Annotated in this window: 32 protein-coding genes and 1 tRNA gene; 23 read left to right on the top strand and 10 right to left on the bottom strand. The window is 65.8% G+C overall.

The genetic code is table 11. From position 1 onward, the window contains the following. The 4 genes from KM295_RS03055 (at nt 1) to KM295_RS03040 (ending at nt 3,390) form a co-directional block, all read left to right on the top strand. The gene (locus tag KM295_RS03055; RefSeq protein ID WP_256028392.1) at nt 1-417 is read left to right on the top strand and encodes a DoxX family protein; all 417 of its coding nucleotides are present in this window, start codon (nt 1-3) and stop codon (nt 415-417) included. Nucleotides 418-503: 86 nt separating this feature from the next. Next, on the top strand, nt 504-1,913 hold the full coding sequence (locus KM295_RS03050; RefSeq protein WP_256028391.1) for an FAD-dependent oxidoreductase: 1,410 nt from the start codon (nt 504-506) through the stop codon (nt 1,911-1,913). Nucleotides 1,914-1,992: 79 nt separating this feature from the next. Then, nucleotides 1,993-2,886, top strand: a complete 894-nt coding sequence (locus tag KM295_RS03045; RefSeq protein WP_256028390.1) for a bifunctional methylenetetrahydrofolate dehydrogenase/methenyltetrahydrofolate cyclohydrolase — start codon at nt 1,993-1,995, stop codon at nt 2,884-2,886. After that, entirely contained in the window at nt 2,887-3,390 is a 504-nt protein-coding gene (locus KM295_RS03040) for an NUDIX domain-containing protein (protein WP_256028389.1), read from the top strand. Nucleotides 3,391-3,648: 258 nt separating this feature from the next. Here the strand turns inward: KM295_RS03040 and KM295_RS03035 are convergent, their stop codons facing one another. Beyond that, nucleotides 3,649-4,359, bottom strand: coding sequence for a DUF7117 family protein (locus KM295_RS03035; RefSeq protein WP_256028388.1), 711 nt, complete (start codon nt 4,357-4,359; stop codon nt 3,649-3,651). A gap of 90 nt (nt 4,360-4,449) precedes the next feature. Here KM295_RS03035 and KM295_RS03030 point away from each other — a divergent pair, with 90 nt between their 5' ends. The 6 genes from KM295_RS03030 (at nt 4,450) to KM295_RS03005 (ending at nt 8,235) form a co-directional block, all read left to right on the top strand. Continuing rightward, complete coding sequence (locus KM295_RS03030) at nt 4,450-4,596, top strand: hypothetical protein (RefSeq protein WP_256028387.1); 147 nt, start codon at nt 4,450-4,452, stop codon at nt 4,594-4,596. Between the two features lie 470 nt (nt 4,597-5,066). After that, a complete protein-coding gene (locus tag KM295_RS03025; RefSeq protein WP_256028386.1) occupies nt 5,067-5,345 on the top strand; it encodes a PadR family transcriptional regulator in 279 nt (92 codons plus the stop codon). Nucleotides 5,346-5,480: 135 nt separating this feature from the next. Further along, a complete protein-coding gene (locus tag KM295_RS03020) occupies nt 5,481-6,635 on the top strand; it encodes an acyl-CoA dehydrogenase family protein (RefSeq protein ID WP_256028385.1) in 1,155 nt (384 codons plus the stop codon). 55 nt (nt 6,636-6,690) lie between these two features. Beyond that, a complete protein-coding gene (locus tag KM295_RS03015) occupies nt 6,691-6,978 on the top strand; it encodes a DUF357 domain-containing protein (protein ID WP_256028384.1) in 288 nt (95 codons plus the stop codon). 68 nt (nt 6,979-7,046) lie between these two features. Further along, on the top strand, nt 7,047-7,436 hold the full coding sequence (locus KM295_RS03010; protein WP_256028383.1) for a DUF5820 family protein: 390 nt from the start codon (nt 7,047-7,049) through the stop codon (nt 7,434-7,436). A 31-nt stretch (nt 7,437-7,467) separates the two neighbouring features. Continuing rightward, nucleotides 7,468-8,235: an enoyl-CoA hydratase/isomerase family protein gene (locus KM295_RS03005; RefSeq protein WP_256028382.1), complete on the top strand. Its 768-nt coding sequence runs from the start codon at nt 7,468-7,470 to the stop codon at nt 8,233-8,235. Between the two features lie 293 nt (nt 8,236-8,528). Here the strand turns inward: KM295_RS03005 and KM295_RS03000 are convergent, their stop codons facing one another. Beyond that, entirely contained in the window at nt 8,529-10,142 is a 1,614-nt protein-coding gene (locus KM295_RS03000; protein WP_256028381.1) for a long-chain-fatty-acid--CoA ligase, read from the bottom strand. A gap of 130 nt (nt 10,143-10,272) precedes the next feature. On the opposite strand from KM295_RS03000, the gene KM295_RS02995 reads away from it, so the two are divergent. Genes KM295_RS02995 through KM295_RS02985 form a run of 3 tightly spaced genes read left to right on the top strand, consistent with a single transcriptional unit; the run spans nt 10,273 to nt 12,383 of the window. After that, nucleotides 10,273-11,448, top strand: a complete 1,176-nt coding sequence (locus KM295_RS02995) for a thiolase C-terminal domain-containing protein (RefSeq protein ID WP_256028380.1) — start codon at nt 10,273-10,275, stop codon at nt 11,446-11,448. Next, nucleotides 11,445-11,879: a Zn-ribbon domain-containing OB-fold protein gene (locus KM295_RS02990; protein ID WP_256028379.1), complete on the top strand. Its 435-nt coding sequence runs from the start codon at nt 11,445-11,447 to the stop codon at nt 11,877-11,879. Before KM295_RS02995 ends, KM295_RS02990 begins: the two co-directional genes overlap by 4 nt. A 57-nt stretch (nt 11,880-11,936) precedes the next feature. Continuing rightward, a complete protein-coding gene (locus tag KM295_RS02985; RefSeq protein WP_256028378.1) occupies nt 11,937-12,383 on the top strand; it encodes a UPF0179 family protein in 447 nt (148 codons plus the stop codon). Between the two features lies 1 nt (nt 12,384). Here KM295_RS02985 and KM295_RS02980 read toward each other — a convergent pair whose 3' ends face one another. Then, entirely contained in the window at nt 12,385-13,233 is an 849-nt protein-coding gene (locus KM295_RS02980) for a M14 family metallopeptidase (RefSeq protein ID WP_256028377.1), read from the bottom strand. 27 nt (nt 13,234-13,260) lie between these two features. Here KM295_RS02980 and KM295_RS02975 point away from each other — a divergent pair, with 27 nt between their 5' ends. Beyond that, nucleotides 13,261-13,461 carry a hypothetical protein gene (locus KM295_RS02975; protein WP_256028376.1) on the top strand — a complete coding sequence of 67 codons (201 nt, stop codon included), beginning with the start codon at nt 13,261-13,263 and terminating at the stop codon, nt 13,459-13,461. After that, on the top strand, nt 13,458-14,090 hold the full coding sequence (locus tag KM295_RS02970) for a hypothetical protein (RefSeq protein ID WP_256028375.1): 633 nt from the start codon (nt 13,458-13,460) through the stop codon (nt 14,088-14,090). Before KM295_RS02975 ends, KM295_RS02970 begins: the two co-directional genes overlap by 4 nt. A 136-nt stretch (nt 14,091-14,226) precedes the next feature. Here the strand turns inward: KM295_RS02970 and KM295_RS02965 are convergent, their stop codons facing one another. Further along, nucleotides 14,227-14,952, bottom strand: a complete 726-nt coding sequence (locus KM295_RS02965) for an alanyl-tRNA editing protein (RefSeq protein ID WP_256028374.1) — start codon at nt 14,950-14,952, stop codon at nt 14,227-14,229. Nucleotides 14,953-15,074: 122 nt separating this feature from the next. Here KM295_RS02965 and KM295_RS02960 point away from each other — a divergent pair, with 122 nt between their 5' ends. Further along, nucleotides 15,075-15,281, top strand: a complete 207-nt coding sequence (locus KM295_RS02960) for a YgaP family membrane protein (protein WP_256028373.1) — start codon at nt 15,075-15,077, stop codon at nt 15,279-15,281. 34 nt (nt 15,282-15,315) lie between these two features. After that, nucleotides 15,316-15,498, top strand: coding sequence for a DUF7836 family putative zinc-binding protein (locus tag KM295_RS02955; RefSeq protein ID WP_256028372.1), 183 nt, complete (start codon nt 15,316-15,318; stop codon nt 15,496-15,498). 22 nt (nt 15,499-15,520) lie between these two features. Here KM295_RS02955 and KM295_RS02950 read toward each other — a convergent pair whose 3' ends face one another. Both KM295_RS02950 and guaB read right to left on the bottom strand, forming a co-directional pair. Beyond that, nucleotides 15,521-16,111: a peroxidase-related enzyme gene (locus KM295_RS02950; RefSeq protein WP_256028371.1), complete on the bottom strand. Its 591-nt coding sequence runs from the start codon at nt 16,109-16,111 to the stop codon at nt 15,521-15,523. Nucleotides 16,112-16,177: 66 nt separating this feature from the next. After that, entirely contained in the window at nt 16,178-17,656 is a 1,479-nt protein-coding gene (gene guaB / locus KM295_RS02945; RefSeq protein ID WP_256028370.1) for an IMP dehydrogenase, read from the bottom strand. Nucleotides 17,657-17,959: 303 nt separating this feature from the next. Between guaB and KM295_RS02940 the strand changes: the two genes are divergently transcribed. From KM295_RS02940 to KM295_RS02925, 4 genes are all read left to right on the top strand, one after another. Further along, nucleotides 17,960-18,172, top strand: coding sequence for a DUF8099 family protein (locus tag KM295_RS02940; RefSeq protein ID WP_256028369.1), 213 nt, complete (start codon nt 17,960-17,962; stop codon nt 18,170-18,172). A gap of 3 nt (nt 18,173-18,175) precedes the next feature. Next, a complete protein-coding gene (locus KM295_RS02935) occupies nt 18,176-19,063 on the top strand; it encodes a DUF5794 domain-containing protein (RefSeq protein ID WP_256028368.1) in 888 nt (295 codons plus the stop codon). A gap of 55 nt (nt 19,064-19,118) precedes the next feature. Continuing rightward, nucleotides 19,119-19,343 carry a DUF5795 family protein gene (locus KM295_RS02930; RefSeq protein WP_256028367.1) on the top strand — a complete coding sequence of 75 codons (225 nt, stop codon included), beginning with the start codon at nt 19,119-19,121 and terminating at the stop codon, nt 19,341-19,343. Nucleotides 19,344-19,402: 59 nt separating this feature from the next. Beyond that, nucleotides 19,403-19,583, top strand: a tRNA-Trp gene (locus KM295_RS02925). Nucleotides 19,584-19,718: 135 nt separating this feature from the next. Here KM295_RS02925 and KM295_RS02920 read toward each other — a convergent pair. Both KM295_RS02920 and KM295_RS02915 read right to left on the bottom strand, forming a co-directional pair. After that, a complete protein-coding gene (locus tag KM295_RS02920; RefSeq protein ID WP_256028366.1) occupies nt 19,719-20,867 on the bottom strand; it encodes an enolase C-terminal domain-like protein in 1,149 nt (382 codons plus the stop codon). A 180-nt stretch (nt 20,868-21,047) separates the two neighbouring features. Then, complete coding sequence (locus KM295_RS02915) at nt 21,048-21,827, bottom strand: SDR family oxidoreductase (RefSeq protein ID WP_256028365.1); 780 nt, start codon at nt 21,825-21,827, stop codon at nt 21,048-21,050. A 228-nt stretch (nt 21,828-22,055) separates the two neighbouring features. On the opposite strand from KM295_RS02915, the gene KM295_RS02910 reads away from it, so the two are divergent. Then, complete coding sequence (locus KM295_RS02910; protein WP_256028364.1) at nt 22,056-22,676, top strand: hypothetical protein; 621 nt, start codon at nt 22,056-22,058, stop codon at nt 22,674-22,676. A gap of 75 nt (nt 22,677-22,751) precedes the next feature. Here the strand turns inward: KM295_RS02910 and KM295_RS02905 are convergent, their stop codons facing one another. Further along, nucleotides 22,752-23,930 carry an outer membrane protein assembly factor BamB family protein gene (locus KM295_RS02905; RefSeq protein ID WP_256028363.1) on the bottom strand — a complete coding sequence of 393 codons (1,179 nt, stop codon included), beginning with the start codon at nt 23,928-23,930 and terminating at the stop codon, nt 22,752-22,754. Nucleotides 23,931-24,040: 110 nt separating this feature from the next. Between KM295_RS02905 and tpiA the strand changes: the two genes are divergently transcribed. Beyond that, entirely contained in the window at nt 24,041-24,676 is a 636-nt protein-coding gene (gene tpiA / locus KM295_RS02900; RefSeq protein WP_256028362.1) for a triose-phosphate isomerase, read from the top strand. Here tpiA and KM295_RS02895 read toward each other — a convergent pair. Beyond that, a complete protein-coding gene (locus tag KM295_RS02895; RefSeq protein WP_256028361.1) occupies nt 24,671-26,485 on the bottom strand; it encodes a helicase HerA domain-containing protein in 1,815 nt (604 codons plus the stop codon). The genes tpiA and KM295_RS02895 overlap by 6 nt on opposite strands. Between the last annotated feature and the right edge of the window lie 74 nt (nt 26,486-26,559).

Here is a 26,559-nt window from a genome sequence, read left to right as displayed (position 1 = left end):
ATGTATCGACTCCTCCATCGTTTCAAACGGCCGCTCAGATATGCGATGGCCGTCCTGTACGTGATCGCAGGCGTCATGCACTTTCTCGTCCCCGAGGTGTACGTCCAGATCATCCCGCCTGTCCTCCCCGGACCACTCGTGCTCGTTTATTTCTCGGGCATCGCCGAGATCGCACTCGGGCTCGGACTCCTCCATCCACGAACCCGTCGGCTGGCTGCATGGGGACTCATCGGGCTCTTGATCGCGATCTTTCCGGCGAACGTCTATATGGCCACGAGCGGCGTCGTCATCGAGGGCACACCCGGAAGTGGCGATCCCTCGGAAATCGTACGCTGGGGCCGACTGCCGCTGCAGGCCGTCCTCGTCGCGTGGGCGTGGTGGTATACACGCCCGCCGCCGAGTGAGACCGCCGAGTGATCGGTACACGCACTTCCGGCGTCGGCTCCTGACTTCCGGCACACACGCGACCGTTTTTTATATACCCCAGAACCCAACGGTCGGTCATGAGTACCTTCGTGGTCGTCGGCGGCGACGCGGCCGGAATGTCGGCAGCGAGCAAAGCGAAACGCGACGATCCGGACCTCGACGTCGTCGTCTTCGAGAAGGGCGAGTGGGTCTCCTACGGCGCGTGTGGACTGCCCTACTACATCAAAGGCGAGATCCAGACGCTCGAGGAGCTAGTCTCGGTCACGCCGGAACAGTTCCGCCAGAAGCGGGATATCGATCTCCGGACGGGCCACGAGGTGGTCGATATCGATCCCGACGATCGGGTCGTCACCGCACGGAGCGAAGGCGGCGAGACCCGACAGTCCTACGATCATCTCCTGATCGCGACCGGCGCGGCGGCGGTCGTACCCCCCATCGACGGCGTCGATATCGAGGGCGTCTACACGCTCGGTTCGATGACCGACGGGAAGGAACTGCGGGAGTTCGTCGCCCGCTCCCGCGAGGAGAGCCCGGTCGAACAGCCCGATCGGGGGCCTGCCTGTCATTTCCTCGAGTCCTGCGAGGGGGCGGTCGGGATCGTCGGGGGCGGATACATCGGCGTCGAGATGGCCGAGGCGCTGGCGGCCAACGACTTCGAGGTCCACCTGTTCCAGCGCGGCGATCGCGTTCTCAAGACGTTCAGCGACGCAACGAGCGAAAGCGTCGCCGAACACCTCCGCGAACAGGACGTCGCGCTGTATCTCGGCTCCGAGGTCGAGGGGTTCGAAGGCGATGGAACCGTCGAGGCGGTCCGGACGGCCGAAAAACGAATCGAGGTCGGGATGGCACTGCTGGGGACCGGCGTCCGTCCCCGGACGGCACTCGCCGAGGACGCCGGGATCGAACTCGGGCCGACGGGCGCCATCGAGACCGACGCGTACCGGAGAACGAACCGTCCGGACGTCTACGCGGCCGGCGACTGCGCCGAGGCCGAGCACGTCGTCACCGGCAAACCGGTGTACGTCCCGCTCGCGCTGACGGCGAACCGGCACGGGCGGGCGATCGGGCAGACAATCGCCGGAAACCCGACCGAGGGCGGGGGAGTCGCCGGCACCGCGGCGGTCAAGGCCTTCGAAATCGAGGCCGCCCGAACCGGCCTCCTCGATCACGACATCGCCAGAGACGCCGGCTTCGATCCCGTCACCGAGACGATCGAGGCGAAATCGAGAGCCGGCTACTACCCGGAGGGCGGAACGGTCGGCGTCACGCTCACCGCCGATCGGCGATCGAACCGCGTCCTCGGCGGCAGTCTCGTCAGCGGGTACGGGGAGGGAGCCGTCCACCGCAGTCACGCCCTCGTCGGCGCGGTCACGGAACGGATCACGGTCGGTGAGCTTTCGAACTACGATCTCGCCTACGCGCCGCCGTTCAACACCACGTGGGACCCGATACTGACGGCGGCGAAGGTACTCGGCGGGAAACTGTAACCGGAAACCGGCCTCGGGTGTCGACCCAGAGGGTCCGAACCCGAACCATTGATACGTCCAGCGCGCCGCCGTTCCGGTAATGACGACACGCATCGACGGCAACGCCGTCGCCGCCGACATCCGGGAGTCGCTCACCGAGCGCATCGACACCCTAGAGTCGGAGGGCGTCACGCCGGGGCTTGCGACCGTACTGATGAGCGACGACCCCGCAAGCGAGACGTACGTCTCGATGAAACAGCGCGACTGTGCGGAGGTCGGGATCGAGAGCACCCACGTCGAGATCGACACCGACGCCCCGGCCGAGAAACTCCATGGGGCGATCGACGAGCTCAACGCCGACCCGGAAATCCACGGCATCCTCGTACAGATGCCGCTCGTCGATCAGGTCGATACGCGCCGGGTCCTCCGGAGCGTCGATCCGCTGAAGGACGTCGACGGCTTTCACCCGGAGAACGTCGGCCGCCTCGTTGCCGGCCACGACCGGTACCGGCCCTGTACGCCCCACGGCATCCAGAAGCTCCTCGAGGCGTACGATGTCGAAACCGAGGGTGCCGACGTGGTCGTCGTCGGCCGCTCGAACATCGTCGGCAAACCGCTGGCGAACCTCCTGCTCCAGAAGGCCGAGGACGGTAACGCGACGGTGACCGTCTGTCACTCCCGGACGGAGGATCTCGCCGAAAAGACCCGAAACGCCGATATCCTCGTCGCCGCGGCCGGGCGAGCGGAATTCATCGACGGCGGGATGGTCGGCGAGGGTGCGACGGTCATCGACGTCGGCGTCAACCGCGTCGACGCGGACACCGAGAAGGGGTACGAACTCGTCGGTGACGTCGACTACGAGAGCGCCGCCGGGAAGGCCGAGGCGATCACGCCGGTTCCCGGCGGCGTCGGCCCCATGACGCGTGCGATGTTGCTGTACAACACGGTGAAGGCGGCGAGTATCCAGAGCGACGTCGACGTCCCGCTGCCCTGAATGTCGTTTTCGCCCGAAGAGCTGGCCGCGCGGTACGACGCCCCGCTCCGGAAGCGCGGTCGGACCGAGATTCCGGCCGAACGGTTCGAAAAAGGAATCGAACGCGGCGACGACGGGGCGTGGGGCGTCGGCGCGCTCGTCGTCCACGGAGGTCGGGCGCTCTTCGTCCGGGAGAACGGTACGTGGCTGCTCCCCGGCGGACGGCTCGAGGCCAACGAATCACCGGCGGCCGGCGCCAGACGGGAGGTCCGCGAGGAAACCGGGCTCGAGGTCTCGATCGAGGGACTCGGCGCGATCGCCGAACAGACGTTCGTCCGGGCGGGAACCGGAGAGTCCTACGAGTTCTACTTCGCGACGTTTCTTGGCGAGCCTCGTGGCCCGGATCCCGTCGCCGACGCGGAGCCGAACGACGGGGCGATAGACGCGGTCGCCTGGCGGCACGATGTCCCCGAAAACACCTTCGACCGCGAACTCGTGACACGGCTCCTCGAGGCGTACGTTTAAATACCAACGCGGGACCAGCGCCCCCGTGTCCTGATCCGCTGTCCGCGTTCCGCCAAGGCGGTCGTGCGACGGACGGAACGCGGTGAGGAACGTCGCCTGTTCGCTATGAAAACGATCGGTAGCCACTACATACCCGATCGCACGCCCGCAGTGTCGATGTGTACGCACCTGCGAGCGTTACAATAGCCTCGCTTGCCCCGTCGTGCCAGTGCCGACAGCGTCGGTCGGATCCGTCCTGTCTCGCCCCAACGGGAGCGATCAGCCGAGCGTGTCGATCAGCTCTTCCGCCCGGACGAGTGCGCCCCCCTCGTTCCCGGAGACGTAGCGACCGACAGCCCGCGCCGCCGTGACGAGCCGTTCGGATTCCGACGGGTCGACGTCCCCCTGGAGCGCGCGGATCCGCTTGACGTGGCTGGCCAGCCGCTCGAGGGGACCGTCGACGGACGGGTCCGGATGCTCCCGGAGGTACCTCCGGAGATCCGACCGGTACTCGCCCACCGCGTTCGCGTACGCGAGGCCGCGCATCCCACACATCGAGTCCGGGACCTCCTCCGGGGACGGTCTATCGCCCTCGTCGGCCCGGAGCAGGGCGGTAAAGTACAGCTCCTCGTCGTCGTCGGTCTCCATCCGACGGGCGAGTTCGCCCGCGACGGATCGTAGTTCCATCGCCGCCAGATACGTCCCGTCGAACTCGGAGAACTCTCCCGCGTCGATGAACCCGTAGCCACGCGTGAACGCTCGGGCACGGTCGTTGGCCCGCTCGGCGAGCCGACGAAGCGGTTCCGAGCCGACGCTTCTCCGGACCGGCGTCAGATCCAGCGTCGCCGCCGTCGCGGTGTGGAGAGACCGCTCGTCCTCGGTACCGACGCTTTCGATCCCTCCACACGCCGGACACGACACCGACCCCGTCTCGTAGTACGACCACCGTTTCCCACACGCTTTACACTCCCGCCGACCGCGGATCTTCATACTGGGGTCTGGGAGTTACGGCCCCAAAACGTTCCCGACCGGACTCCCGGAGGAGGAAGCTTCATTGCCCGCCCTGCCCAACCATCGGGTATGCGTGACGAAGAGGAGATCCGCGAACAGTACGAGTTTCTACGGGAAGAGTTGGACGACGAGGAAATGAACCACGAAGGCATTCGACAGATGTTCACGTACTACAAGCGCGCGCTCGGGTGGGTTCTCGAGGAGGAGTACATTTGATGCCGTGACAGGCCTTAAAAACGCGCTGCAGTCCGGTACATTTATACACCGGTGACCACTTATGTCAGGTGACGCTTCGCTTGGAGGGCCGAAGCGTCAGCGGGGACCAATTCAGGGCGGCAAGCGTCCGGCCGGTCCTTTTCATCCGGCCGGATCGCTTTCCTCTCTCGCTGAACCGATCACCGACAGTCGTTCGTGTCCCGGTGATCGGCGGGTAGAAATGTGGAGGCTGATCGGAGAGGACGCGTCAAACGGAGGACGGACCCAAAGAGTCCGATTTGTTAACTGAAACGTGTACCGCTCAAAGAGGTACGCTCGGCAACAACTGGCGCCGGTATGACACAGTCCCGACGAACAGTAAACGGATATATTCAACCGAACATGGCCTTGAGCCGTAGTATCACGAATACACACGTCGGTTCCGGTATATTTAAATTGACACGATAATAATTTGCGAACAGACCTGACCGATGCACGACTTAACAGGATTCCAGCGCGATTTACTGTACGTCATCACCGGCCGCGACGACCCCCACGGGCTGGCGATAAAGGAGGAACTGGAGGACTACTACGAGAAGGAGATCCACCACGGTCGGCTGTACCCGAACCTCGATACGCTCGTCGAAAAGGGTCTCGTCGAGAAAGGCCAGCGGGACCGACGGACGAACTTCTATACACTGACCCGACGCGGCCGACGCGAGATCGACGCCCGGCGGGAGTGGGAGGACCAGTACGTCGACGTAGAGTGAGGCGGACGGCGTCGGGTTGCGCTCGCTTCGCCCGCTGACGACGCCGGGCTGTTACCATTGTAATGCGTATAAATATTTCCAGAAAACAACGTTAGGTATGAGTGGCGTTTTATGGCCCCGGTCCGATATCGGGGTATGGATTTCGAACTGACCGACGAGCAAAAACAGCTGAGGAAGGCGGTTCGAGACTTCGCCGATGCGGAGATACGGCCCCTCGCGAGCGAGTACGACCGGGCCGAGAAGTACCCCTGGGAAGTCGTCGAGAAGGCCGCCGAGAACGGGTTGCTCGCCCCCCAGATCCCGATGGAATACGGCGGGGCCGGCTACGACGTCCTGGAGACGGCGATATTCACAGAGGAGCTGTTCGCCGCCGATCCCGGGATCGGGCTCTGTGTCTCCTCGACGGGGTTCGGAACGGAGGCCCTCATCGAGTTCGGAACAGACGAGCAGAAAACACGGTTCCTCGAGCCGGTCGCGGTCGGCGAGTCGATATCCGGGGCGGCGATCTCCGAACCGGACTCCGGATCGGACGTCTCCAGCGTGAGCACGCGCGCCGAGAAGGACGGCGACGAGTGGGTAATAAACGGCAACAAGATGTGGATCACGAACGGGTCGGTCGGGGATTTCTTCGTCATCCTCTGTGAGACGGACCCCGAGGCCGAGGGCCGATACGACGGGTTTTCACAGATTATCGTCGAATCGGACCGGGACGGCTTCGAAGCCGACAAGATCACCGGCAAAATGGGGATCCGTGCCTCCGATACCGCTGAGTTGATACTCGACGACGTCCGCGTGCCCGAGGAGAACCTCGTCGGGACGCGAGGGATGGGCTTTCTGCAGGTCATGCAGTTCTTCGACGAGACGCGGACTGGCGTGGCGGCCCAGGCCGTCGGGATCGCCCGGGGGGCCGCCGAACGGGCCCTGGAGTACGCCGAGGAGCGCGAACAGTTCGGCCGGCCGATCGGCGATTTCCAGGCGATCCAGCACAAACTCGCCGAGATGCATACCAACGTCGAGGCGGCCCGAACCCTCACGCACAAATCGGCGTGGTCCGTCGACAACGCCGAGGGTCAGTTGACGAAACTGGCCTCGATGGCCAAGGAGTTCGCCTCCCGGACCGCCGTCGAGAACGCCGACGACTGCGTCCAGATCCACGGCGGGGCGGGCTACGTCGACGATTTCGACGCCGAGCGGTTCTACCGGGATGCGAAGATCACCCAGATCTACGAGGGGACCACCGAGATCCAAAAGAACATAATCACCCGCGAACTCCGAGACGAGAACAGCTAGACCGGGGAAGCGATCGGGCGAACCGCTTTCGTAGGGCGGACCCGATAGCCGGCGTATGACCGCGGATCTCGACGAGAAAACCGATCGCTACGAGACGCTTCTGTCGTCGGCGCTTTCCGCCGCCGAAATCGCCCCACAGGAGGGAACGCCGCTGTACGAGGCGGCTTTCGAGTGCCGGGAGATGGCCGAGTCGTATCTCGAGGACGGTCGCCACTTCAGATCGCAGGACGATCCCGTCAACGCCCTGGCGTCTTTCTCGTACGGTCACGGATGGATGGACGCCGGCGCGCGGATCGGACTCTTCGAGGTTCCCGAGGAAGGCGACCTGTTTACCAACCCCTGACCCGAACCGTGGACGACCGACGGTGGACCGATCGGGGCACTCATACGGATCGGCACCGAACGACCGGTATGATCGAGGAGTCGGCGCTCGGGGAGGGATGGACCGTCTGGAACGCCGACGAGAGCCGAGCGATCCTCGCCTACCGGCCGGACGTCTTCGACGGGTCCACGTTTCCGGCCCCCTGTCTGCCGACGATCTACGTCACTCGGGGACGTCGGCGTCGCCGACCCGAAGGAAACCGAAACCTCCCGGCCGACGCGCCGTGGCTGGTCCGGCTCCGTCTGGAGCCGGAGATCGACCGCGATCCGGAGGCATACGATACCCGGACGGCGGCGATCGAGGCCGCGACCGGGCTGACCGAGCGGTTCGCCGCCGGCGGGATCGACTACCGGTCGCTGTATCAGGTTCCACGGGGGGAGTACCTCGAAAAGCTCGACGAGTTGACCGGAAGACCGTAGCTTTATCGATCGCCCTCGCGAAGCCCCCGGCATGTCTTGGGACACCGTCGGACTCGAGTGGAGCGCCGACATCGCGACCGTGACCGTCGATCGACCGGACGCGCTCAACGCGTTGAACGTCGAGACCCTGGAGGCGCTGGGGGAGGCGGTCGCCGAGGCGGAGGCGGAAGGCGCCCGCGTGCTCGTTCTCAGAGGCGCCGGCGAGGACGCTTTCATCGCCGGCGCGGACATCAAGTACATGAAGGACCTCTCGACGCAGGAGGCCCAGGCGTGGGGCGAACTCGGCCACGGCGTCACCGACGCTCTAGAGCGATTCCCCGCGCCGACAGTGGCGGTCGTCGACGGTTACGCCTTCGGCGGCGGCTGTGAGATGGCGATGGCCTGTGATCTCCGGATCGGCAGCGAATCGGCGCTGATCGGCAACACCGAGATCGATCTCGGTATCATCCCCGGCTGGGGTGGCACCCAGCGGCTCCCGCGGCTCGTCGGCGAGGAGACCGCGAAACGGATGATATACCTCGGCCAGCGGCTGGACGCCGAGACCGCACTGGAGGAGGGACTGCTCGGCGAGGTCGTCCCCGACGAAGAGATCGACGACCGGGCAGCGGAGCTGGCCGCCGACCTCGCCGCGAAGCCGGCCTTCGCGCTCCGGGCGGCGAAACAGGCCATCGCACAGGGATACAGCGACACCGCCGGGCTCGATTACGAAAAGCGGACCTTCGCTGGCCTCTTCGGGACGCCGGACCAACGCGAGGGGATGGCGGCGTTCGTCGAGAACCGCGAGGCGGACTTCGAGTAGCGTCCCGGGACCCACGGGGAACGGACGATCCTCGTACGCCCCTGTTGCTGTTACTTCGGATCCTCGCTCGTGTGTAGGTACTCGACTGCGAGCATATACTGGAGGGCCCGACAGATCGCGTAGTCCTTTTTTGTGGATCGTCCGCCTCCAGCGCCGTCTCGAGGAGCGTTCGAGCACGCCCCGGGAGTTGGATCGTTCCGGGAAACGCGACCAGGGATCCGTTCCGACAGACAGGAGGGCGTACAGCAGAACATCCGGGCGCGTTGGTACTTCTTGGCCGTCCGTTCGTCGGGCTATCCCTGTCCGACCATCGAGTCCTCGTCCTCCCACTCGCGCTCGCGGAGTTCGTACTTCTGGATCTTTCCCGTGGCGGTCGTGGGCAGTTCCGCGACGAACTCGACGCGTCGAACGGTCTTGTAGCTCGCGAGGTTATCTCGGGTGAACTGGGTGAGTTCCTCGGCCGAAACGTCCGTGTCGTCGGGGTCGCCGCTCTCGGGGACGACGAACGCTTTCGGCGTTTCGCCCCACTCCTCGCTGGGTGAGGGGATGACCGCCACCTCGGAGACGTTCGGGTGCTCGAAGAGCGTGTCCTCGAGTTCGATCGAGGAGATGTTCTCCCCGCCGGAAACGATGATGTCCTTCTTGCGGTCCTGGATCTGTATCATCCCGTTCCCGTCGACCGTCGCGAGATCCCCCATGTGGTAATACCCCTCGACCCGTTCGTTGAACGCCTCCTCGGTCGCCTCGGGCTTGCCGAGGTACCGGTCCATGACCTGGTTGCCGCGGACGACGATCTCGCCGATCGTCTCGCCGTCCTCCGGGACGTCGTTGCCGTTCCCGTCGACGACGCGGATCTCCGTCCCGAGATACCCCATCCCCTGGGTCTTTTTCACTGCGAACCGATCGGGGTCGTCGTCCTCGAAGTACCGGCGGGCGTCCGAGGTCGTGATGAGCGGCCCGGTCTCGGTCGCACCGTAGACGTGTTTGAGATACCAGCCGAACTCGTCTTCGACGGTCCGGATGGTCGCCTCCGGCGGCGCGCTGCCGGCGGTCGCCACCCGGACGTCGGCGGCGCCGGTCGTCGAGACGCCGTGGGAACCGTAGTGATCGAGCAGCATGTTGAGCACGGTCGGAGCGGCACAGAGATACGAGACGTCCTCCCCGTTGATCGCGGCGAAGATCGACTCGGCGTCGATACCCCGGGTACAGACGTGTTTCGCCCCCATGCCGGTGATCGCGTAGATGTGGCCCCAGCCGTTGACGTGGAACATCGGGAGCGTCCACAGATAGACGTCGTCGTCGCGGATCTCCTGGTGGACGGCCGTCAGGTAGGCGTGGATCGTTTCGGTCCGGTGGGTCCGCATCACGCCCTTGGGGTCGCCGGTCGTCCCGGAGGTGTAGTTGATCGTGATGACGTCGTCTTCGTCCATCTCCGGTCGGTCGTACGCCGGACCGGCCGACTCGACGATCGAATCGAAGTCCTCCCACTCGCCGTCGACCTCGCCGGGATCGTTCGTGACGAACACCTCCGTCGGAACCGAATCCCGGATCGACTCGATCTTTCCGGCGAGTTCGTAGTCGGCGAAGACGGCGGTCACGTCGGCGTCGTTGAGGATGTACTCGAAGTCCTCCGGCACCAGCCGGTAGTTCAGCGGCGTGTGGATCGCGCCGATCTGCATGATCCCATAGGCCGCCTCGAGATGGTAGTGCGTGTTCGGATCGAGGACGGCGACCGTATCGCCCTTTCGGATCCCCCGATCCTGGAGCGCCGCCGAGAACCGGTCGGCACGGTCGCCGAACTCCTCGTAGGTGAACCGTTCGCCGGTCGTCGCGACGATCGCCTCCATATCGCCGTAGTCCCGGCGGGCGCGGTCGAGAAACTCCGTCGTCAGCAGTGGCTTGCGCATGTGTCGACTCCATAGCCCGCTGTAATAATGATTAAGGATTTCCGCGCCGGGGCGGGCAAGAGATCTCGATCGGGGAAACAGGGGCGGGGGCGGAAGAACTATTCGCTCCCGCCGGCTACCCCGTGACGATATGCCACAGCCAGTGATCGCGGCGGTCGGATCCTCACCCGTCGGGCGGACCGACTTCCCCGGGAGGGACCTGTTCTCTCTGGCCCTCGAGGAGGCCTTCGAGGGGCTGCCCGACCCGGCGGAACTCGCCGACGCGGTATACGTCGGCAACCAATCCGAGCAGTACGAACACCAGATCATGCACGGGACCTTGCTCGCCGAGTGGGCCGGGCTCAGAAACGTCCCCGCCGAACGCGTCGAGGGGTGTGCGGCCGCGGGCGCACTCGCGCTCAGACACGCGGCGAAGGACGTCCGAAACGGCGAACACGAGGGCGTGTTGGCCTGTGGCGTCGAGAAGATGACAGCCGGCGGCACGGGCGGGGCGACGGATGCGCTCTCGGCGGCGTTCGATCGTGCGATAGAGCAACGGTCCGGGGTAACGGCCCCGAGCCAGTACGCCCTGCTCGCACAGCGGTACCTCCATGAGACCGACGCGACCGAGGAGGATCTGGCCGAGATCGCCGTCAAGAACCACCGCAACGCCGCGAAGAACCCCAGAGCGCAGTTTTCCGATGAGATCGATACCGATACCGTGCTCGAATCGCCGCCGGTCGCGCCGCCGCTGAAACTGTACGACTGTGCGCCGGTGGGCGACGGTGCCGCGGTGGCTCTCGTCACGACCGCCGCGGTCGCCGACGAACTCGGCGTTCCGTGGGTCACCGTCGCCGGGACCGGCACGGCCGCGAACAACATCGCGGTCGCCGAGCGGAACATGACCGAGATCGAGGGCGCGGCCGTCGCCGCCGAAAGCGCCTACGAGGAGGCCGGCCTCGAACCCGAGGACGTCGACGTCGCCGAGGTCCACGATGCCTTTACCGTCTCGGAGGCACTGCTGTCCGAGGCCGCCGGTTTCGCGCCGACCGGGTACGGTTACCAGAGCTACCTGCCGCCCGAATCGCGCGAGGCGGGGTGGACCGACGTGTCCCTCAGCCCGAGCGGCGGGCTGAAGGCCCGCGGACACCCGATCGGCGCGACGGGGATACTGCAGGCCATCGAGGCCTACGAACAGCTGACGGGGGTGGCCGGCGACCGGGCAGTCCCGGGCGCGGAGACGGCGCTTCTGTTGAACGAAGGCGGCGTCGCCGACGCGGTCACGGTCGCACACGTTCTCACTGCGGGAACGGAGGTGGCGCGATGAGCGGCGAGGACCGACTCGACGTCGACAGCCCGCTAACGCTGCCGGGCTTTTTTTCCGCGCTGGCCGACGGCGACCTCCTAGCCGGCGTCTGTGCCGACTGCGGTGAAGTGTTGCTTCCGCCGCGGCCGGCCTGTTACGGCTGTGGGAGCCGGAACGTCGACGTCGAACCCCAGCCGAAGACGGGCGAGATATACAGTTATACCGCGGTCCACACGCCACCGCCGGCCTTAGAGGACGACGCCCCCTACACGATCGCGGTCGTCGAACTCGACTCCGGGGGGCGGCTGACGGGACGGGTCGACGCCAACTACGACGCCGTCGGGATCGGCGACCCCGTCGAACTCGGGACCCGGGCGTTGACAGACGAGGAACGATCGCTCGCCCTCGAGCACGAACTCGAGTGGCCGTTGCACGTATTCGAGCCGGTGTAGACTGGAAACGGCCGATCGCGACGACGGCCTTAACATACCACCGGTCGAAAACACGGTATGTCGAAGGTCACGCTCATCGGCGAGACGCTCGCGGAGGTGGGGACCGAGTTCGTCTACGGCGGTGAGTCAGCCGCCTGTGATGGGTGTCCGTACCGCGAGCAGTGTCTGAATCTGACCGTCGGACGCCGGTACCGTGTGACCTCGGTCCGGGACTCGGGAACGCTCGAGTGTGCCGTCCACGCCGGCGGCGTGACGGCCGTCGAGGTAGAGCCGGCGCCGATGCTCGCCAACGTGGCTTCCAACACCGCATACGCCGGCAGCAAGGCCTCACTCGAGGGACCGTGTCCGTACACGGAGTGTCCGAGCCACGAGTTCTGCGAGCCCGAGGGTGCAGAGTTCGACGAGGAGTACCAGATCGCGGAGGTCGTCGGGGACCCGCCACACGACCACTGTATGCTCGATCGGGAGCTGACGCTCGTCGAGTTCGCGCCGGAGCAGGAGTGACCTACCTGCGTCCGCGGTTGGGACGGATCGAGCCGTCGGCCCCCGAGCGCGACGGCGCCTCGCCGTCGAGTCGGCCGACGAGACTGCCGGCGTAGCCGAAGACGTTCCGGTACCCGTACGCCGAGAGCAAAATCGGATAGAAGGGGTACTCGGCGAAGAGAGGGTCGCCGTCCGCCGCGGCGAACCGTTCGCCTTCCGGTACACGCTGGAAGTTCTCGACGAAGACCTCGTACCGTTCGGCCTTCGGTTTCGGGATCTGCTGGTCGAGCCGGAACACCGAGAGCGGGCGCTGGTGCGGCGGTTCCGTCTCGCCGGAGAGGACGCCGACCGCGACGAGAAACTCCCGGGCGAGCCCTTCGGCGTTTTCGGCGGCGGCCGCCGAACCCTGACGGCCACACTCGAGTTCGATCACGCCCGGATACGAGATGAGCCGCCCGCCGCTGTATCCCGCCGTCTCGACGAGCGCTCCGATCGACAGGTACGGACAGATCGACCTGCCGTAGCCGTCGAGTTCCTCCACCAGCGCGAACGGCTCCGGATGTGACTGTGTCGAGTGCAACGAGAGGGTCTCACAGCCCCGGATCTCCGCGAGCAGTTCGTGGGCCAGCCGTCCCTCGTGAGTCCCGGCGTCCGGCGACCCCGGGAAGGCCCGGTTGAGGTCCTCCTCAACGTATCTGACCTCCCTATCGATGGCTCGTTCGTTCGCCACGATGAGTTTGACCGGGCGTTCGACGTCGAGGTCGGCCGCCAGAAGCGCTTCGACCGCGACCGCTCCACAGGGTTCGTCCCCGTGGATAGCGCCGACGATTGCGACCTCCGGCGTTCCGTCACCCAGCGTCTCGACGCGCATCTACCGATTCGTAGCGTCTCCGGCGGTATGAACCCGGCGTTTTTCGGTCTCAGACGGGACCGCGACGGCAAGACGGCCGGCCAGCGCCCCGGCGGGATAGACGGATATTCGTGTCTGGAGGTCGAGCGTTCGTGTATGTCTCCGATCGACCGATCGCCGCGGGGGACTGAAGCCGGGACCGAGGCCGGAACCGGGACCGGAACCGAAACTGAGAGGACAGGACGATGAAGCCGGGGCGTATCGACGCCATCGTGGATATCACTTACGGGGTGATGATCTTCATCGCCATCGCCGTTATCTTCCTCGTCGGAACCACTGTCGGGATCGCGTTCGGCCTGGGCGTGTTGGCCTCGTATGCCATCCACGTCGTCTGGAAGATGTCGCGGTACGATCCCGACTGGATGACGAGGGAAGTCGCAGAGCAGGTCGAGGAGGCGGTCGAGGAGACCGTAAGCAGGGAGGTCGAACGGACTGTCGACGAGACGGTCGGCGACACCGTGAGCAAACAGGTCGAACGGACTGTCGACGAGACGGTCGGCGACACCGTGAGCAAACAGGTCGAGGCACAGGTCGAAAAGACGGTCGAAGACACCGTAAGCAAAGAGGTCGACGGTGTGGCTACCGAGATGGGCGAGACGGTCAGCGAGGAAGTCACCGGAACGGTCGAGGAGACGGTCGGTCAGAAGGTCGAAGAAACCGTCGAGGAAACCGTCCAGGAAACCGTCGAGGAGGCGGTCGGGGAGAAAGTCGAAGAAACCGTCGAGCGTACCGTCGACGAGAAGGTCGAAGAGACGGTCAAAGAGACCGTCAGCGGCGAAGAGACCGCCAGTGGCGAAGAGACTGTCGACGGGAAGTGAGGAAGGGTCGGACGCCGAGGAAGCCGGAGACGAGGACGAAACCACGAACACGGAGGGACGAACGGACACCCGCCGGTCGTAGGCCCCCGAAATCGATCGGCTGCGGGCGCGGTGGATCCCCGAAACTCTCGACGGCTCACCCTTCGTGGAGTTCGAACTCGATCCGTTCGGTTTCCTCGCCCTTCGAGACAACGTCCGTGATCTCGAGCCGACCGATCTCGCCGAGCGAGTCGACGTGTGTCCCGCCACACGGACACATATCGAAGCCCTCGATCTCGACTACACGGAGCGGATCCACCGACTCGGGGATCAAATCGAGCAGCGCCCGGCCCTCGTCGACCTCGCGTTCGACGCGTTCACGGTCCCGGTTTGCCTTTCGTACCGGGAGATCCCGTTCGATCGCCTCGTTGCTCCGCCGCTCGATCGACGCGACGTCCGCGTCGTCGAAGTCGGCAGGCTCGAAGTCGATGCGCGAACGATCCGGGTAGATCTGATTGCCTGCCGTCGTCGCGCCGTACTCGTTGAGGACGACCCGGGAGACGACGTGTTGGGCGGTGTGCATCCGCGTGAGCTTCCGCCGGCGTTCGGCGTCGATCTCGCCTTCGACCGTCGTTCCGGGCTCCGGGAGCGTCCCGGAGACGTCCCCGATCTCGTGGCGAACGTCGCCGTGGGATTTCCGCACTCCGGAGACTCCCGTCTCGCCGCCGTCCCAGGCGATCCGGCCGCGGTCGGCGGGCTGGCCGCCGCCCTCCGGATAAAAGTAGGTCCCGTCGAGGACGATATACGCCGGTGTCGCCTCCGTGACGGTCGCTTCGAAGGCCGTGACGTCGTCCGCGTCGGGGAGATACAGGAGTTCGCTCATACGATCACTATACGGGTAGCAGTACATGACTTTTTCCGGGCGTCCGCCGATCGGAACCGTCGCCTCGGGTTCGGGAGGACAGATTTTTATACATCCCGATTGTATTGTACTATAGACCCAATATGACAAAAGAATGTGACAGGTTCGTTCGGCGGTTCGCCGGGGCCGTGATACTGGCCGGCTTCCTCCTCGGGTGGTTCGTCAACGAGTGGTTCTTCCTGATCGACGCCTTCGCGGGGGCGAACCTGATACAGAGTACGTTTACCGGGATCTGTCCCCCGCAGATCGCCTGTGAGAAGTGGACGGACAGGGCGGCGGGCGCATCCTGAACAATATAAAAATCAGCAGGCCGTATCGGCTATTATGAACGCAGCCTGGATCCCGCTGGAATGTACGAACTGTGAGGAGACGTGGGAGGCGACGCCCGACTCGCTCCCGGGGCCGGACGCCGAGTTCGACTGTCCGTACTGTGGGACCCGGTCGTCGGTGAAGTCGTTCGTGAAGACCCGGGAAGGACTCGAGATACTCGAAGCGTTCGAGGGGTAGCCGCCAGACCGCTCCCGTCCCGCTATTCGCCGTCCCCCGAGGTGTCTGTCCGGCCGAGGGTATAGAATTCGTCGTTGGGTCGCATATCGGCGAACGTCGCCATCCGGTTCGAGAGGTTGAAGACGGCGACGACGCTCGCGATGTCCCAGATTTCCTCGGTGGAAAAACCCACCGACCGGAGGCGCTCGATCGCCTCCCCGTCGACCTCGCCGGGCGATTCGGTGAGTTCGACGGCGACGTCCAGCATCGTGCGGTGCTGTTCGGGCAGATCCGCGGTGCGGTGGTTCGTCGCCAGCTGGTCGGCGAGCTTGGGCGCGTCGGCGTAGATCCGCAACAGGGCGCCGTGGGCGACGACACAGTACAGACAGTCGTTGACACCCGAAACCGTCACGACCAGCATCTCGATCTCTTCGCGTTCCAGCGCCGTGTCCTCGATGAGTGCGTCGTGGTACGAAAAGAAGGCCCGGAAGTGACTCGGCTTGTAGGCGAACGCCGACATGACGTTCGGGGTAAAGCCGGCCCGCTCGCGCTCCTCGTCGATGCGCTCGCGAATATCGTCCGGAAGCTCCTCTCTGTCGGGGACGGGAAACCGCCCCATCGCGTCGTCGTTCATGGACCGCTTTCGGGGGACACGGTTAAAATTCGTTCCCCTGCCCGGAGATCCGTTACCCGGCAGTGATCAGCCGTCCGGGCTGTAGTTCGGCGCCTCGTCGGTGATGACCACGTCGTGGGCGTGGCTTTCGGTCTGGCCGGCCGAGGAAACCCGAACGAACTCGCTTCGCTCTTTGAATTCCGGGACCGTCCCGGCGCCAACGTAGCCCATCCCGGACTGCATGCCGCCGACGAGTTGGTGCAGTTCCGAGGAGAGCGGCCCCTTGTACGGCGTGGCGGCCTCGACCCCCTCCGGGACGAACTCCTCGTCTTCTTCGTCCTCTTTCAGGTAACGGTCGCCGCCGCCGTCGTTCATCGCGCCGACCGAGCCCATGCCGCGGTACTGCTTGTAGCGTTTGCCGTTCATCGTGATGATCCGTCCCGGGGCCTCGTCGGTCCCGGCGAAGTACGACCCGAGCATGACGGCGTCCGCGCCGGCGGCGATCGCTTTGATCGCGTCCCCGGAGTAGCGGATTCCGCCGTCGGCGATGACGGGCACGTCGTGTTCGACGGCGACGTCGGCGACCTCGGCGACGGCAGTGATCTGGGGCATCCCCGACCCCGAGACGATCCGCGTCGTACAGATCGATCCCGGGCCGATGCCGACTTTGATCCCGTCGGCGAAGTCGACGACGGCTTCGGCGGCCTCGCGAGTGCCGACGTTGCCGACGACGACGTCGGCGTCGATCTCCGCTTTGATCTCGCGGGCGGAGTCGATGACGTTGAGGTTGTGGGCGTGGGCACAGTCGATGAAGACGACGTCGACGCCGGCCTCGTCGGCTGCCTGCGCGCGGTCGGTCTCGAAAGGCCCGACGGCGACGGCGGCAACCAGGGCACCGTCCTCGTCCCTGGCGGCGTTGTCGTACTCTCTGCGTGCGAGCACGCCGGCCATCGTCACGAGGCCGGTCAGCCGGTCGTCGTCATCGACGATCGGAACGCGCTCGATTTTGTGTTCGTACATCAGCTCCAGCGCCTCGCGGGGCGTGACGTCCTCGCTTGCGGTGATGACCTCGTCGGTCATCGCTTCCCGGACCGCGTCGTACTCGCCGACCTCCAGGTACGGCCGGATGTCGGTTCCCGAGATGATCCCGAGGACGGTGTCGTCCTCGTCGACGACGGGGGCCCCGGAAACGCCCTTCCGTTCCATCATCCGGTCGACCTCCCGGACGGTCTGATCCGGCGAGGCAGTCACGACATCCCGGATGATGAGCTCGTCGGCCCGTTTTATTTCCTCGATCTGTTCTGCCATCTCCTCGACGGTCATATTGCGGTGGAGAACGCCGAGTCCACCCTCGCGGGCCATCTCGATGGCCAACTCGGCCTCGGTGACCGTATCCATCGCCGCCGACAGCACCGGCAAGTTCAGCGTGACGTTCGTCGACACGCGAGTCGTCATGTCGGCGTCGTCGGGTTCGACCCGGCTTTCCTTCGGCCGGAGCAACACGTCGTCGAACGTCAGCGCCTCGGGTACACGAAGTTTCTCTGAGAAGGGGTCGTCGCTCGCCATGTAACCGGTGGGGTGCCCCGACGCAAAAACGTTGCGAGAGCCGCCCTCCGTGGGGCAGCACCCCACGATCCGGGCTAACACGGAAATTCTCCGCCGGCCCCGACGGGCGAGTGGGTGGCCGTCGGTCGCCGGCCGTCTCGTTGGACAGACCTGTACACTGGCAAACAAAACAGACAAACACTGTATATACTCATCTACTACATCCGGTTTGTCTACCCTGATGCGGTTTCGTTAGCTATTCGTCATTCGTATGCGGGGACGCCTCACACAACATTTATATCGAGCGGCACAGTAACTGCTGATATGGACTCCGCTAGTCCCATCGCACAGCGCATCGCCGGCGAGTACGCTCTCGACACCGGCATTACATTTACATTCGCGATGCGGACCAAAGCGGAGAATACCCTCAAACGGTTCGGATTCGGATCCGAGTTCGGGTTCGACGTCGGCGCCGACCGTCCCGGAGGGTATCGCCATCGTTACCGCCGCTCCTACGGTGAGGGACGTCCAGCCTGAGGCATGAGCACGTCCCGACATCCGGTCGCGCTCCGCCTCGAGCGACGCGTCGGTGAAGGCACCCGCCTGCTCGCGACGGTGATGGCCCTGCCGCTTTTGGACGGCATCTTCGCGGCGCTGGTCCTCGCGGGGGCCGTCTCCTCGCTGCTCGGTATGATCGAGGTTGGGCTGCTCATCTTCGGCGGGAGCGCCACGCTCGCCGTCGTCCTCGCCGAGATGGACGGGAGCCGCCGCGAACGCGCCCGGAACGTCCTGCTCGTCGGGGCGTTCGTGGTCCCGCTGGCGGCGCTGCAGGCCGCGATCGCCCCCACCATTCAGTCGCTGCTCGCGATGGCGATCTTCGAACGCTTCGCCGCACTCGTCATCCTCGCAGTCGCCGCAAAGACCGCAAGCGCCACCGTCGGGGAGTACCTCCCACAGCCGAGCGTCATCATCGGGCTCGGGCTGGTCGCGAGTTTCCGTCCGAACGGCTTCGAGTTCGCCTTCATCTCGGAGCCGGTGTACGTGGCCTACGGGACCGGCGCCGCCCTGATCGGCGTCGGGTTCGCCCTCGCCGTGGCGCTGTTGGGCCCGTGGCTCCGGGGTAACGTCGACATCGACCGGTTCCGCTTCGGCAGCGCGGTCGCACTCGGCGTGTTGCCGCTGACGATCCTCGAGATCGGCCCGATCACGGGCGAGGAGCCACTGGCGCTGGTCGTGCTCGGGATCACCGGGCTGTTGGCGTTCAACCCCGAGGGTGCCATCGACGTTCCCGAACCGGCGCCGCCAGCAGCGGCCGACGGCGGCCCGGACGGCGAGGTCGACTTCGAGGACGACGTGGAGACCAAAGACGAGGACACCGAGGGCGGTTCGCCGGGAGTCTCCGACGGCGACCGGGCACCGTGGCTTTGAACGATACGGTAGCCGCAACGGTCAGGCTTACGAGTCTCGCCGTCCGTTATCGGGTATGGCCGACAACCGCGTCGTCGAAGGACGCATGGTAACTCCCGGAAAGCTCGCCGAACTCATCGAGGGCGAGGGTATCATGGACGCCGAACCGATCGAGGACACCGACCGCGAGTGCCCCGAGTGTGGCGGCAGCGTGCTCTCGGTCGGCTACATGCCGAGCGTCACCGAGTTCGTCACCGGGTACAAATGTCAAGACTGCGATTGGAGCGAAACCGACCGCTGATCCGACGGTATCGATCGAACCGAAACCCCTTTACCGAGACCGGAGATAGTACGCGGTGCGGGGACGTGGCCAAGCCAGGCATGGCGGCTGACTCCAGAGGCCACGCGCCCGGTGACGAGACTCCAGACTGATATACCGAGCGGCCGGCTGATCACCGTGTCCGCGTTGACGACCCTCTGGAGAACCGAGGCGCACACCGGAGATATCAGTAGATCGGGGGTTCAAATCCCTCCGTCCCCATACTGGTAATAAATCTTTTGCGGACCCTACGTAAGCATAGACGCTTCTCGGACGATGGGAGTCAACGCCTGTTCCGAACGTCCGGCGGCGATAACAGCGCGTCACCAGATTCAAAAACGCCGCTCCGCCGTCGGGCTACTCGAAGAGTGTGTGGCCGGTGCGGCGGCGCTCGACGAACGACCAGTCGATGTCGACACCCAACCCCGGCCCGTCGGGAACGGGCATCCGGCCGTCCTCGTCGATCGATTCCGGTTCCCCTTCGAACCCCTGATTCAGGATCCACGTCCCCTCGGGGTGCAACAGGCCGTGTTCGAAGAAATTGGAGTTACGGAGCGCGCTCATGAGATGGATGTGGGAGGGGCCGCCGAGCAGGAGTTCCACGTCACAGCCGAACGCCTCGGCGGCCTCGGCTGTTTTGAGCGCGCCCGTGATCCCCCCATCCAGGTGTGCGCTGGCGCGGACGAGGTCGGTGGACCCGTTCGCGAGGCTATCGACGGTGCCGTAGGGGCCGGTACGGACGTGTTCGAGCCCGAGCATCGGCGTATCGAGTTCGGCGACGAGTTTCTTCGTCGCCTGCTCGCTCACCCCGCCGTCGTGCATCGGGTCCTCGTACCAGAAGAAATCGAGGTCATCGACCACCCGTCCGACCCGGAGCGCGTCGGCGTGGGTGCGATAGAGACTCGAACTGTCGATCATGAGCGCCATCTCGTCGCCGACGCGGTCGTCGAGTGCCTCACAGATGGCCACGTCCACGTCCGGGCGAACCTCGGGGTGGGCGTGGAACTTGAAGCCGTCGTAGCCGCGGTCGAGACAGTCCTCGGCGTAGTCGGCGAAGGCCTCGGGGCCGTCCAGCCCGCCAGCATCGTCCACGAACGTCGTCGAAGCGTAGGTCGGCAGCGAGTCGCGATAGCCCCCGAGCAGGGTGGAGACGCTCTCGTCGTAGTACCGTCCCGCGAGATCCCAGAGCGCGACGTCGATAGCGCCGAGGCCGAAGTGGTCGGTATGGCGCAACGCACGCCAGCAGTCCTGCCAGATCCCCCGCCGTTCCAGCGGGTCCCGCCCCAGGAGATGTTCCTCGGCGACCATTTTCACCTGTGCGATACTCGGCGGCGTGAACGCAAAGCCCCGGTAGTAGCCTTCGGTCCCATCGGCGGTGCGGATCGTCAGGACGAACCCGGGCGGTTCGGCCGTCGAGTCGGGGTCGTACACCCAGTTGCCGCCGACGGTCCCGGTCCGTTCTACCCTGTAGTCGAACTCGTGAATCTCGACTTCCGAGATACGCATTCGAAGCCGTACGGTGGAGTATGAAAAAAGAGTTGGGGGTGGGGTGTATCGGTACCGCGGATCCGTGTTTCGTGCCGGGGCCGACAGCGACGCACAACTCCGCGGCTGAGCCCGGATCATGTCGGCCAAAGCGATCCGACAGCCGCCGGACACGGCGACGACCGAACCGCCGGGTCGCCCTCAGAGCGTCGAGGCGCCCGAGCCCCCGTCGATCGCCACCGCCTGACCGTTGACGAAGCCCGACCGCGGGGAGGAGAGATACGCCACCAGGTCCCCGAGTTCCATCGGATCGCCGACGCGGTCGACCGGGATGTCCTCGGTCCATTCCTCGAGTCCGGCCTCGTAGCTCTCGGCGTCGCCGTGTTCGATTATGTCCTCGATCCGTGGCGTCTCGTGGGCGCCCGGAAGGACAGCGTTGGTCCGCACCTCCGGCGCCAGATCCTTCGAGAGGGTCTTCTCGAAGCCGATGACGCCCAGCCGGACCGAACTCGAGAGGACGTTCGACGCGGAGGCCTCCTTGACCGTCTGAGACGTGATGTTGACGATCGTCCCGCCCCCGTCCGCACGGAGGTGCGGCGCGGCCGCCCGGACGGCCCGGACGACGCTCATTACGAGCAGGTCGTAGGCGTAGTACCACTCCTCGTCGTCGGCCTCCAGGGGCCGAAACGGCGTCGGCCCGCCCGCGCTCGTGACGAGGTGATCCAGCCGGCCGAACTCGTCGACGGCCCGACCGATCAGCCCCTCGATGTCGTCCTTTTGTGTGATGTCGGCCGTTTGACCGACGACGTCGGCGCTTGCGACGGACTCGATCTCCGCGACCGCCGCCGCCAGGCGTTCCTCGTCGCGGCCGTTGACGAGTACGTCCACCCCTTCGCGGGCGAGCGCCTTCGCCGAGGCCTTCCCCAGACCGCTACTGGATGCCGTTACCAGCGCCGCGTTGCCGTCGATCTGTAAGTCCATGGGACCTATCCTCTCGCAAGAGGTATAAAACGGTACGTCGCGCTGTCGGACGGGAACCGACAGACGACCGCCGGGTAGCCACGGCGGTCTGAGTTCGGATACGTTCGTTCGGTTTCGGCGAACGGCACGGATTCGGATGTGGAGATCGGACCACTGTGTACCGGTTTCGGATCGATATTCGAGGATCACACCAAAATAGCAAGTATCGGTGGGGAGCCGTTGCGATGTATGGGACGGTTTCTGAAGCGACGGCGGGTGATCGGGGCGGCAGCCTCCGGCCTCGGCGCCGGTATCGCCGGATGTCTGGGCGGGAACGAAAGCGAGGGCGGCGAGGATAGCCATGAACACGATCATAATCACGATCACAACGATGACGGCGGCTCCGACACGGCGGCCGACGACGACGTGGATCCTGCCCTCAGACTCGACGGGACGGCGCTCTCGGAGGCGTTTCCGATCGAACTCGTCGAACCGGACGTCGATCCCTTCGAGGGCTTCGCCGCCGGCGAGCAACGCGTGGCGAACGTACACTGGCACGGCGAGGACCTCTCTCATTGGCACCACCAGCCTCTGAGGATCCCCCTCGGTGGAACGCGCCGGGTACGCACCCGGTTCGTGGACCGAAACGAACGGGAACTCCCCGTCGGCCCGGCCGAGTCGTATCATCAGTCGGTCCGCACGACGGCTGGGACGGCCGACGAGCTGACCTCGATCACGGTCGAGGGGGCGCACGTAACGTTCACCGGCGACGCCGCCGGAACCGGAGGGGTGGCGTTTCGGCTGCACGACAGCGAGGATGACACGGTAGCCTGGACGTCCCCCGATCTCGAGATAGCGGTCGGGGAGTGATCCGGAAGCAGGGGAAGGAGATCGCGGCTGACCGTTCGTCACCGATCGGCGGCGCTCCGGCGGACCGACGGGATCTCATCCGGCCGTTGACCCGGATCGGATCGCGTGGACGATCCCGTCCGTCGTCCCGAAGTAGAGCCACTCGTCGGCGACCGCGGGCCCCTCCTGGATCTCCGATTCGACTTCGAACCGCCAGACGCTGTCCCCGCCGTCCGGCAGGATCGCAAAGAGGTTGCCGGACGTCGATCCCACGAAGACGTGGGTGTCGGTCACCGCGGCGCTTCCGGTGATCGACCCGCCGGTTCGGAACCGCCACAGCCCGTCCGGATCGTCGCCGTCGAGGGCGAAAGTATAGAGATACCCGTCGTTCGAACCGACGAAGAGCCGCCCGCCGGCCACCGTCGGGCTCGGCTGGATCGGGCTACCGATCTCGAAGGTCCAGCGTCGGCTCCCCTCCCCGGCGTCGAGCGCGTAGACGTTGCCGTCGCGGGACCCGACGTACACCGTTCCGTCCGTGACGGTCGGGCTGCCGGCGACGCTTCCACGGGTCCCGAACGACCAGCGTTCGACGCCGTCGGCCGCGTCGATCGCGTAGACGCGCTGATCGCCGGAGCCGGCGTACACCGTCCCGTCGACGGCTGCCGGGGCGCCGAGAACCGAGGCGCCGGTTCCGAAACGCCACTGACGATCGCCGCTCTCGCTGTCGACGGCGATGACGGCACTGCTAACCGAGCCGAGGTAGACCGTCCCCTCGTCGACAGTCGGGCTCGCGTCGATCCGGCCGTCGGTATCGAAGCGCCACTGCTCGGTTCCGTCGTCGGCACTCAGCGCGTACAGACGGCCGTCGCCGGACCCGACGTAGACCGTCCCGTCGACGACTGCGGGGGTGGTGGCCACCGGGCCCTCCGTCTCGAACGACCAGAGTTCGGCGCCGACGTACGGATCCAAAGCGTACACGGTTCCGTCGATAGACCCGACGTAGAGGGTGTTACCCTCGATCGCGGGACTGGCGGTGACGGCGTCGCCTGTCTCGAAGGTCCATTCCCGACCGATCTCGGTGTAGGGTCCGTCGATCGTCGGCGCGTAGCCGGTGTTCGCCGCGTCGTGGGCGAACATCGGCCACGATCCCGACAGCGGTTCACGCTCTTCGTCCGGGGTCGGCGTCCGACCGGATTCGCCGTCGTCGGTCCCACAGCCGGCGAGGGCGACACCGAGACCCGCGAGTACGGTCCGACGTCTCACGACCGGCTCCATACCGGGTACATCGATCGGTCCGGGTAAGAACCTCCCGAAGCAGGGTTTGGATCGACACCGCTTCGCATCGTGATGGACAGCTATTTTTCGGTGGGCGCCGGCCGATCGGTATGTTCGTTCTACTCAACCTCAAGGCGTACGCGTGTGACCCGGTCGAGATCGCGGCGGCGGCGGCCGATGTCGCCGACGAGACGGGCGTCCGGGTCGCGGTGGCACCCCAGACGGCGGCGATCGGGCGGGTCGCCGAAACCGGCGTCGAAACGTGGGCCCAGCACGTCTCCGGGGTCGGATCCGGCTCACACACCGGATCGACGCTCGCGGAGGCGGTCGCGGACGCGGGCGCGACGGGGACGCTGCTCAACCACTCCGAGCGGCGCCGCCGGCTGGCCGACATCGATGCCGGGATCCGCGCGGCGGAGCGGGCCGGCCTGGAGACGGTCGTCTGTGCGAACAATCCGCGACAGATCGCCGCGGCGGCACGGCTGGAGCCGGACGCCGTAGCCGTCGAACCGCCCGAACTGATCGGGACCGGAACGCCCGTCTCGAAGGCCGACCCGGAAATCGTCACCGATTCAGTCGCGGCAGCCGGAGACGAGGTCCCGGTCCTCTGTGGGGCAGGGATCTCGACCGGCGAGGACCTCCTCGCGGCGGCAGAGCTCGGCGCCGAAGGCGTGTTGCTCGCCTCGGGGGTCGCCAAGGCTGACGACCCGCGGGCCGCCCTCGAAGCGCTCGTCGAACCGCTATAGCGTCGGCCACGGTTCGGCGGCGTCCGATCCGACCTCCGAACGCGCGGCCGAACCCGTCGTTTCGGCACCGCCGTCGCCGGATTCGTCATCGAGCGCCGTCTCGACGGCCGATACGAGGTCGGCGACGGCGTCGTCGTCGGGCGAGATTTCGGGGTGAAGAGGGTCGGACAGTTCCTCGCGGACGAGTTCCGCCAGCGCGTAATCGTACTGCCCGCAACCGACGTGGGCGATCAGCCCGCGCTGGCGGAGGGCTCTGTTCGTCGCGTACGCGGGTCCGCGATCACCGGATCCGCCGGCCGCGGCGTGGATCTCCTGTGGCGTCGCCGGACCGTACCTCCGGTACTGCCGGAGCATCCCGACGGCGCGTTCGTCGAGACGGTCGATCTCCCGGCGGAGCCGCGAGGCGATCCGATCGGCGTCGGTATCCGACCCGCCGGTGTCGGCCGCTTCGCTCATCGGTTCCCCGCTGATCGTCGGCGCTCCGGGGTCCGACGCCGTGCTATCCGAGGACCCGGTCCGATCGGAAGGATCGGAACTATCGGCTCGCTCCGGAGCTTCGGCGGCCGTCTCCCCATCCGCGGGATCCCGTTCGGTTGTCGGATCGTCGTCGGCCTCCCACTCCGCTTTTGCGTCCGGGATCGGCGGGGGCGTCGGCTCCGATTCGCCGTTCCGGACCGCCTCGAGTTCGGACTCAAGTTCGGGGTCGCGCCGGACCGGGCCGGCGGCCGTCTCGTCGAGTTCGCTCTGGCGTCCGGGGGCGGCCGACAGCGGTCGGCCGGTCGCTTGCTCCATCATCGCCCGCGAGAACCGATCCGCCATCTGTTTGAGGTCCCTGGCCTCCGAGAGCTGTCGTTCGAGGTCCCGGATCCGCTCGTCCCGCCGCTGTAGTTCCCGTTCGAGTTCCTCGATCCGGTTCTCCCGTCGGTTCCGTTCGTCGGTGATCTCCTGGAGTTCGTCGACGAGTTCGCCGCTGACGCTTTTCAGTTCCGGCCGTTCGAAGTCCTCCAGGCCGGGCGTCGCGCCGGCGTCGAAGGTCCGTTTGCGTTCGAACTGGATGCGGCGGATCGACTCGTCGTAGTCGGTCATCAGAAAGCCCTCGCCGTCGCCCATATCCTCGATGGCGTCGGCGTAGTCGTTGCCGAGGATCCGGCCGACGACCTTCGTGTCGTTGTTCCACGTCAGCCGGTGCCAGACGAGCCAGTCACACTGGGTTATGAAGTCCTTCTTTACGTCCGCCGGGCGCTGGCTGATACCGACGATCCCGAGGCCGTGTTTCCGGCCGCGCTTCGAGACCTTGATCAACATTCGACCGCACTCGTCGATGCCACCGCCCTCGGGGATGTACTCGTGGACCTCCTCGACGAGCATCAAGAACGGCTGTTTCAGCTTCTTCTCCTTGGCGAAAAGCTGTTTCGTCACCTCGGTCAGAAGTTCACGGGCCTTCGATTCGTCGAGGAACGACGACACGTCGAGGATGATCGGAACGTTCCCTTCTAAGGCGAGTTCGGCGATCTTTTCGGCGTGTTCGACCCCGACACGGAGGTCACACTCCTCGTCGGCGCCGACGTGGAGGATCTCGTACTCCTCTTTGAGGCCGTAATACTCCCCGTCGATGTCGACGATCAGAATGCCGTAACTGTCGTCGAGCAGTTTCTCACAGACGACGCTCGCGGAGTTCGATTTCCCGCTACCGCTCTTGCCGGTGACGAACCCCCGCCCCGTGAGCACGTCGACGACCGGAAGTTCGATCGCGGCGCCCGCGTTCTCGCCCGCGCTCACCTCGCCGACCGTGATCGTTTCCTCGCCCATCACCGGAGGACAGACGCCCGGCCCACATAGTTCTCCGTCAGACGGGCGTCGGACGTCCTGTCTTAGAGCGGCCG

Origin of the sequence: Natronomonas aquatica (assembly GCF_024449025.1) — an archaeon.
GTDB lineage: Archaea > Halobacteriota > Halobacteria > Halobacteriales > Haloarculaceae > Natronomonas > Natronomonas aquatica.
This window is presented reverse-complemented; position numbering and strand designations above follow the sequence as displayed.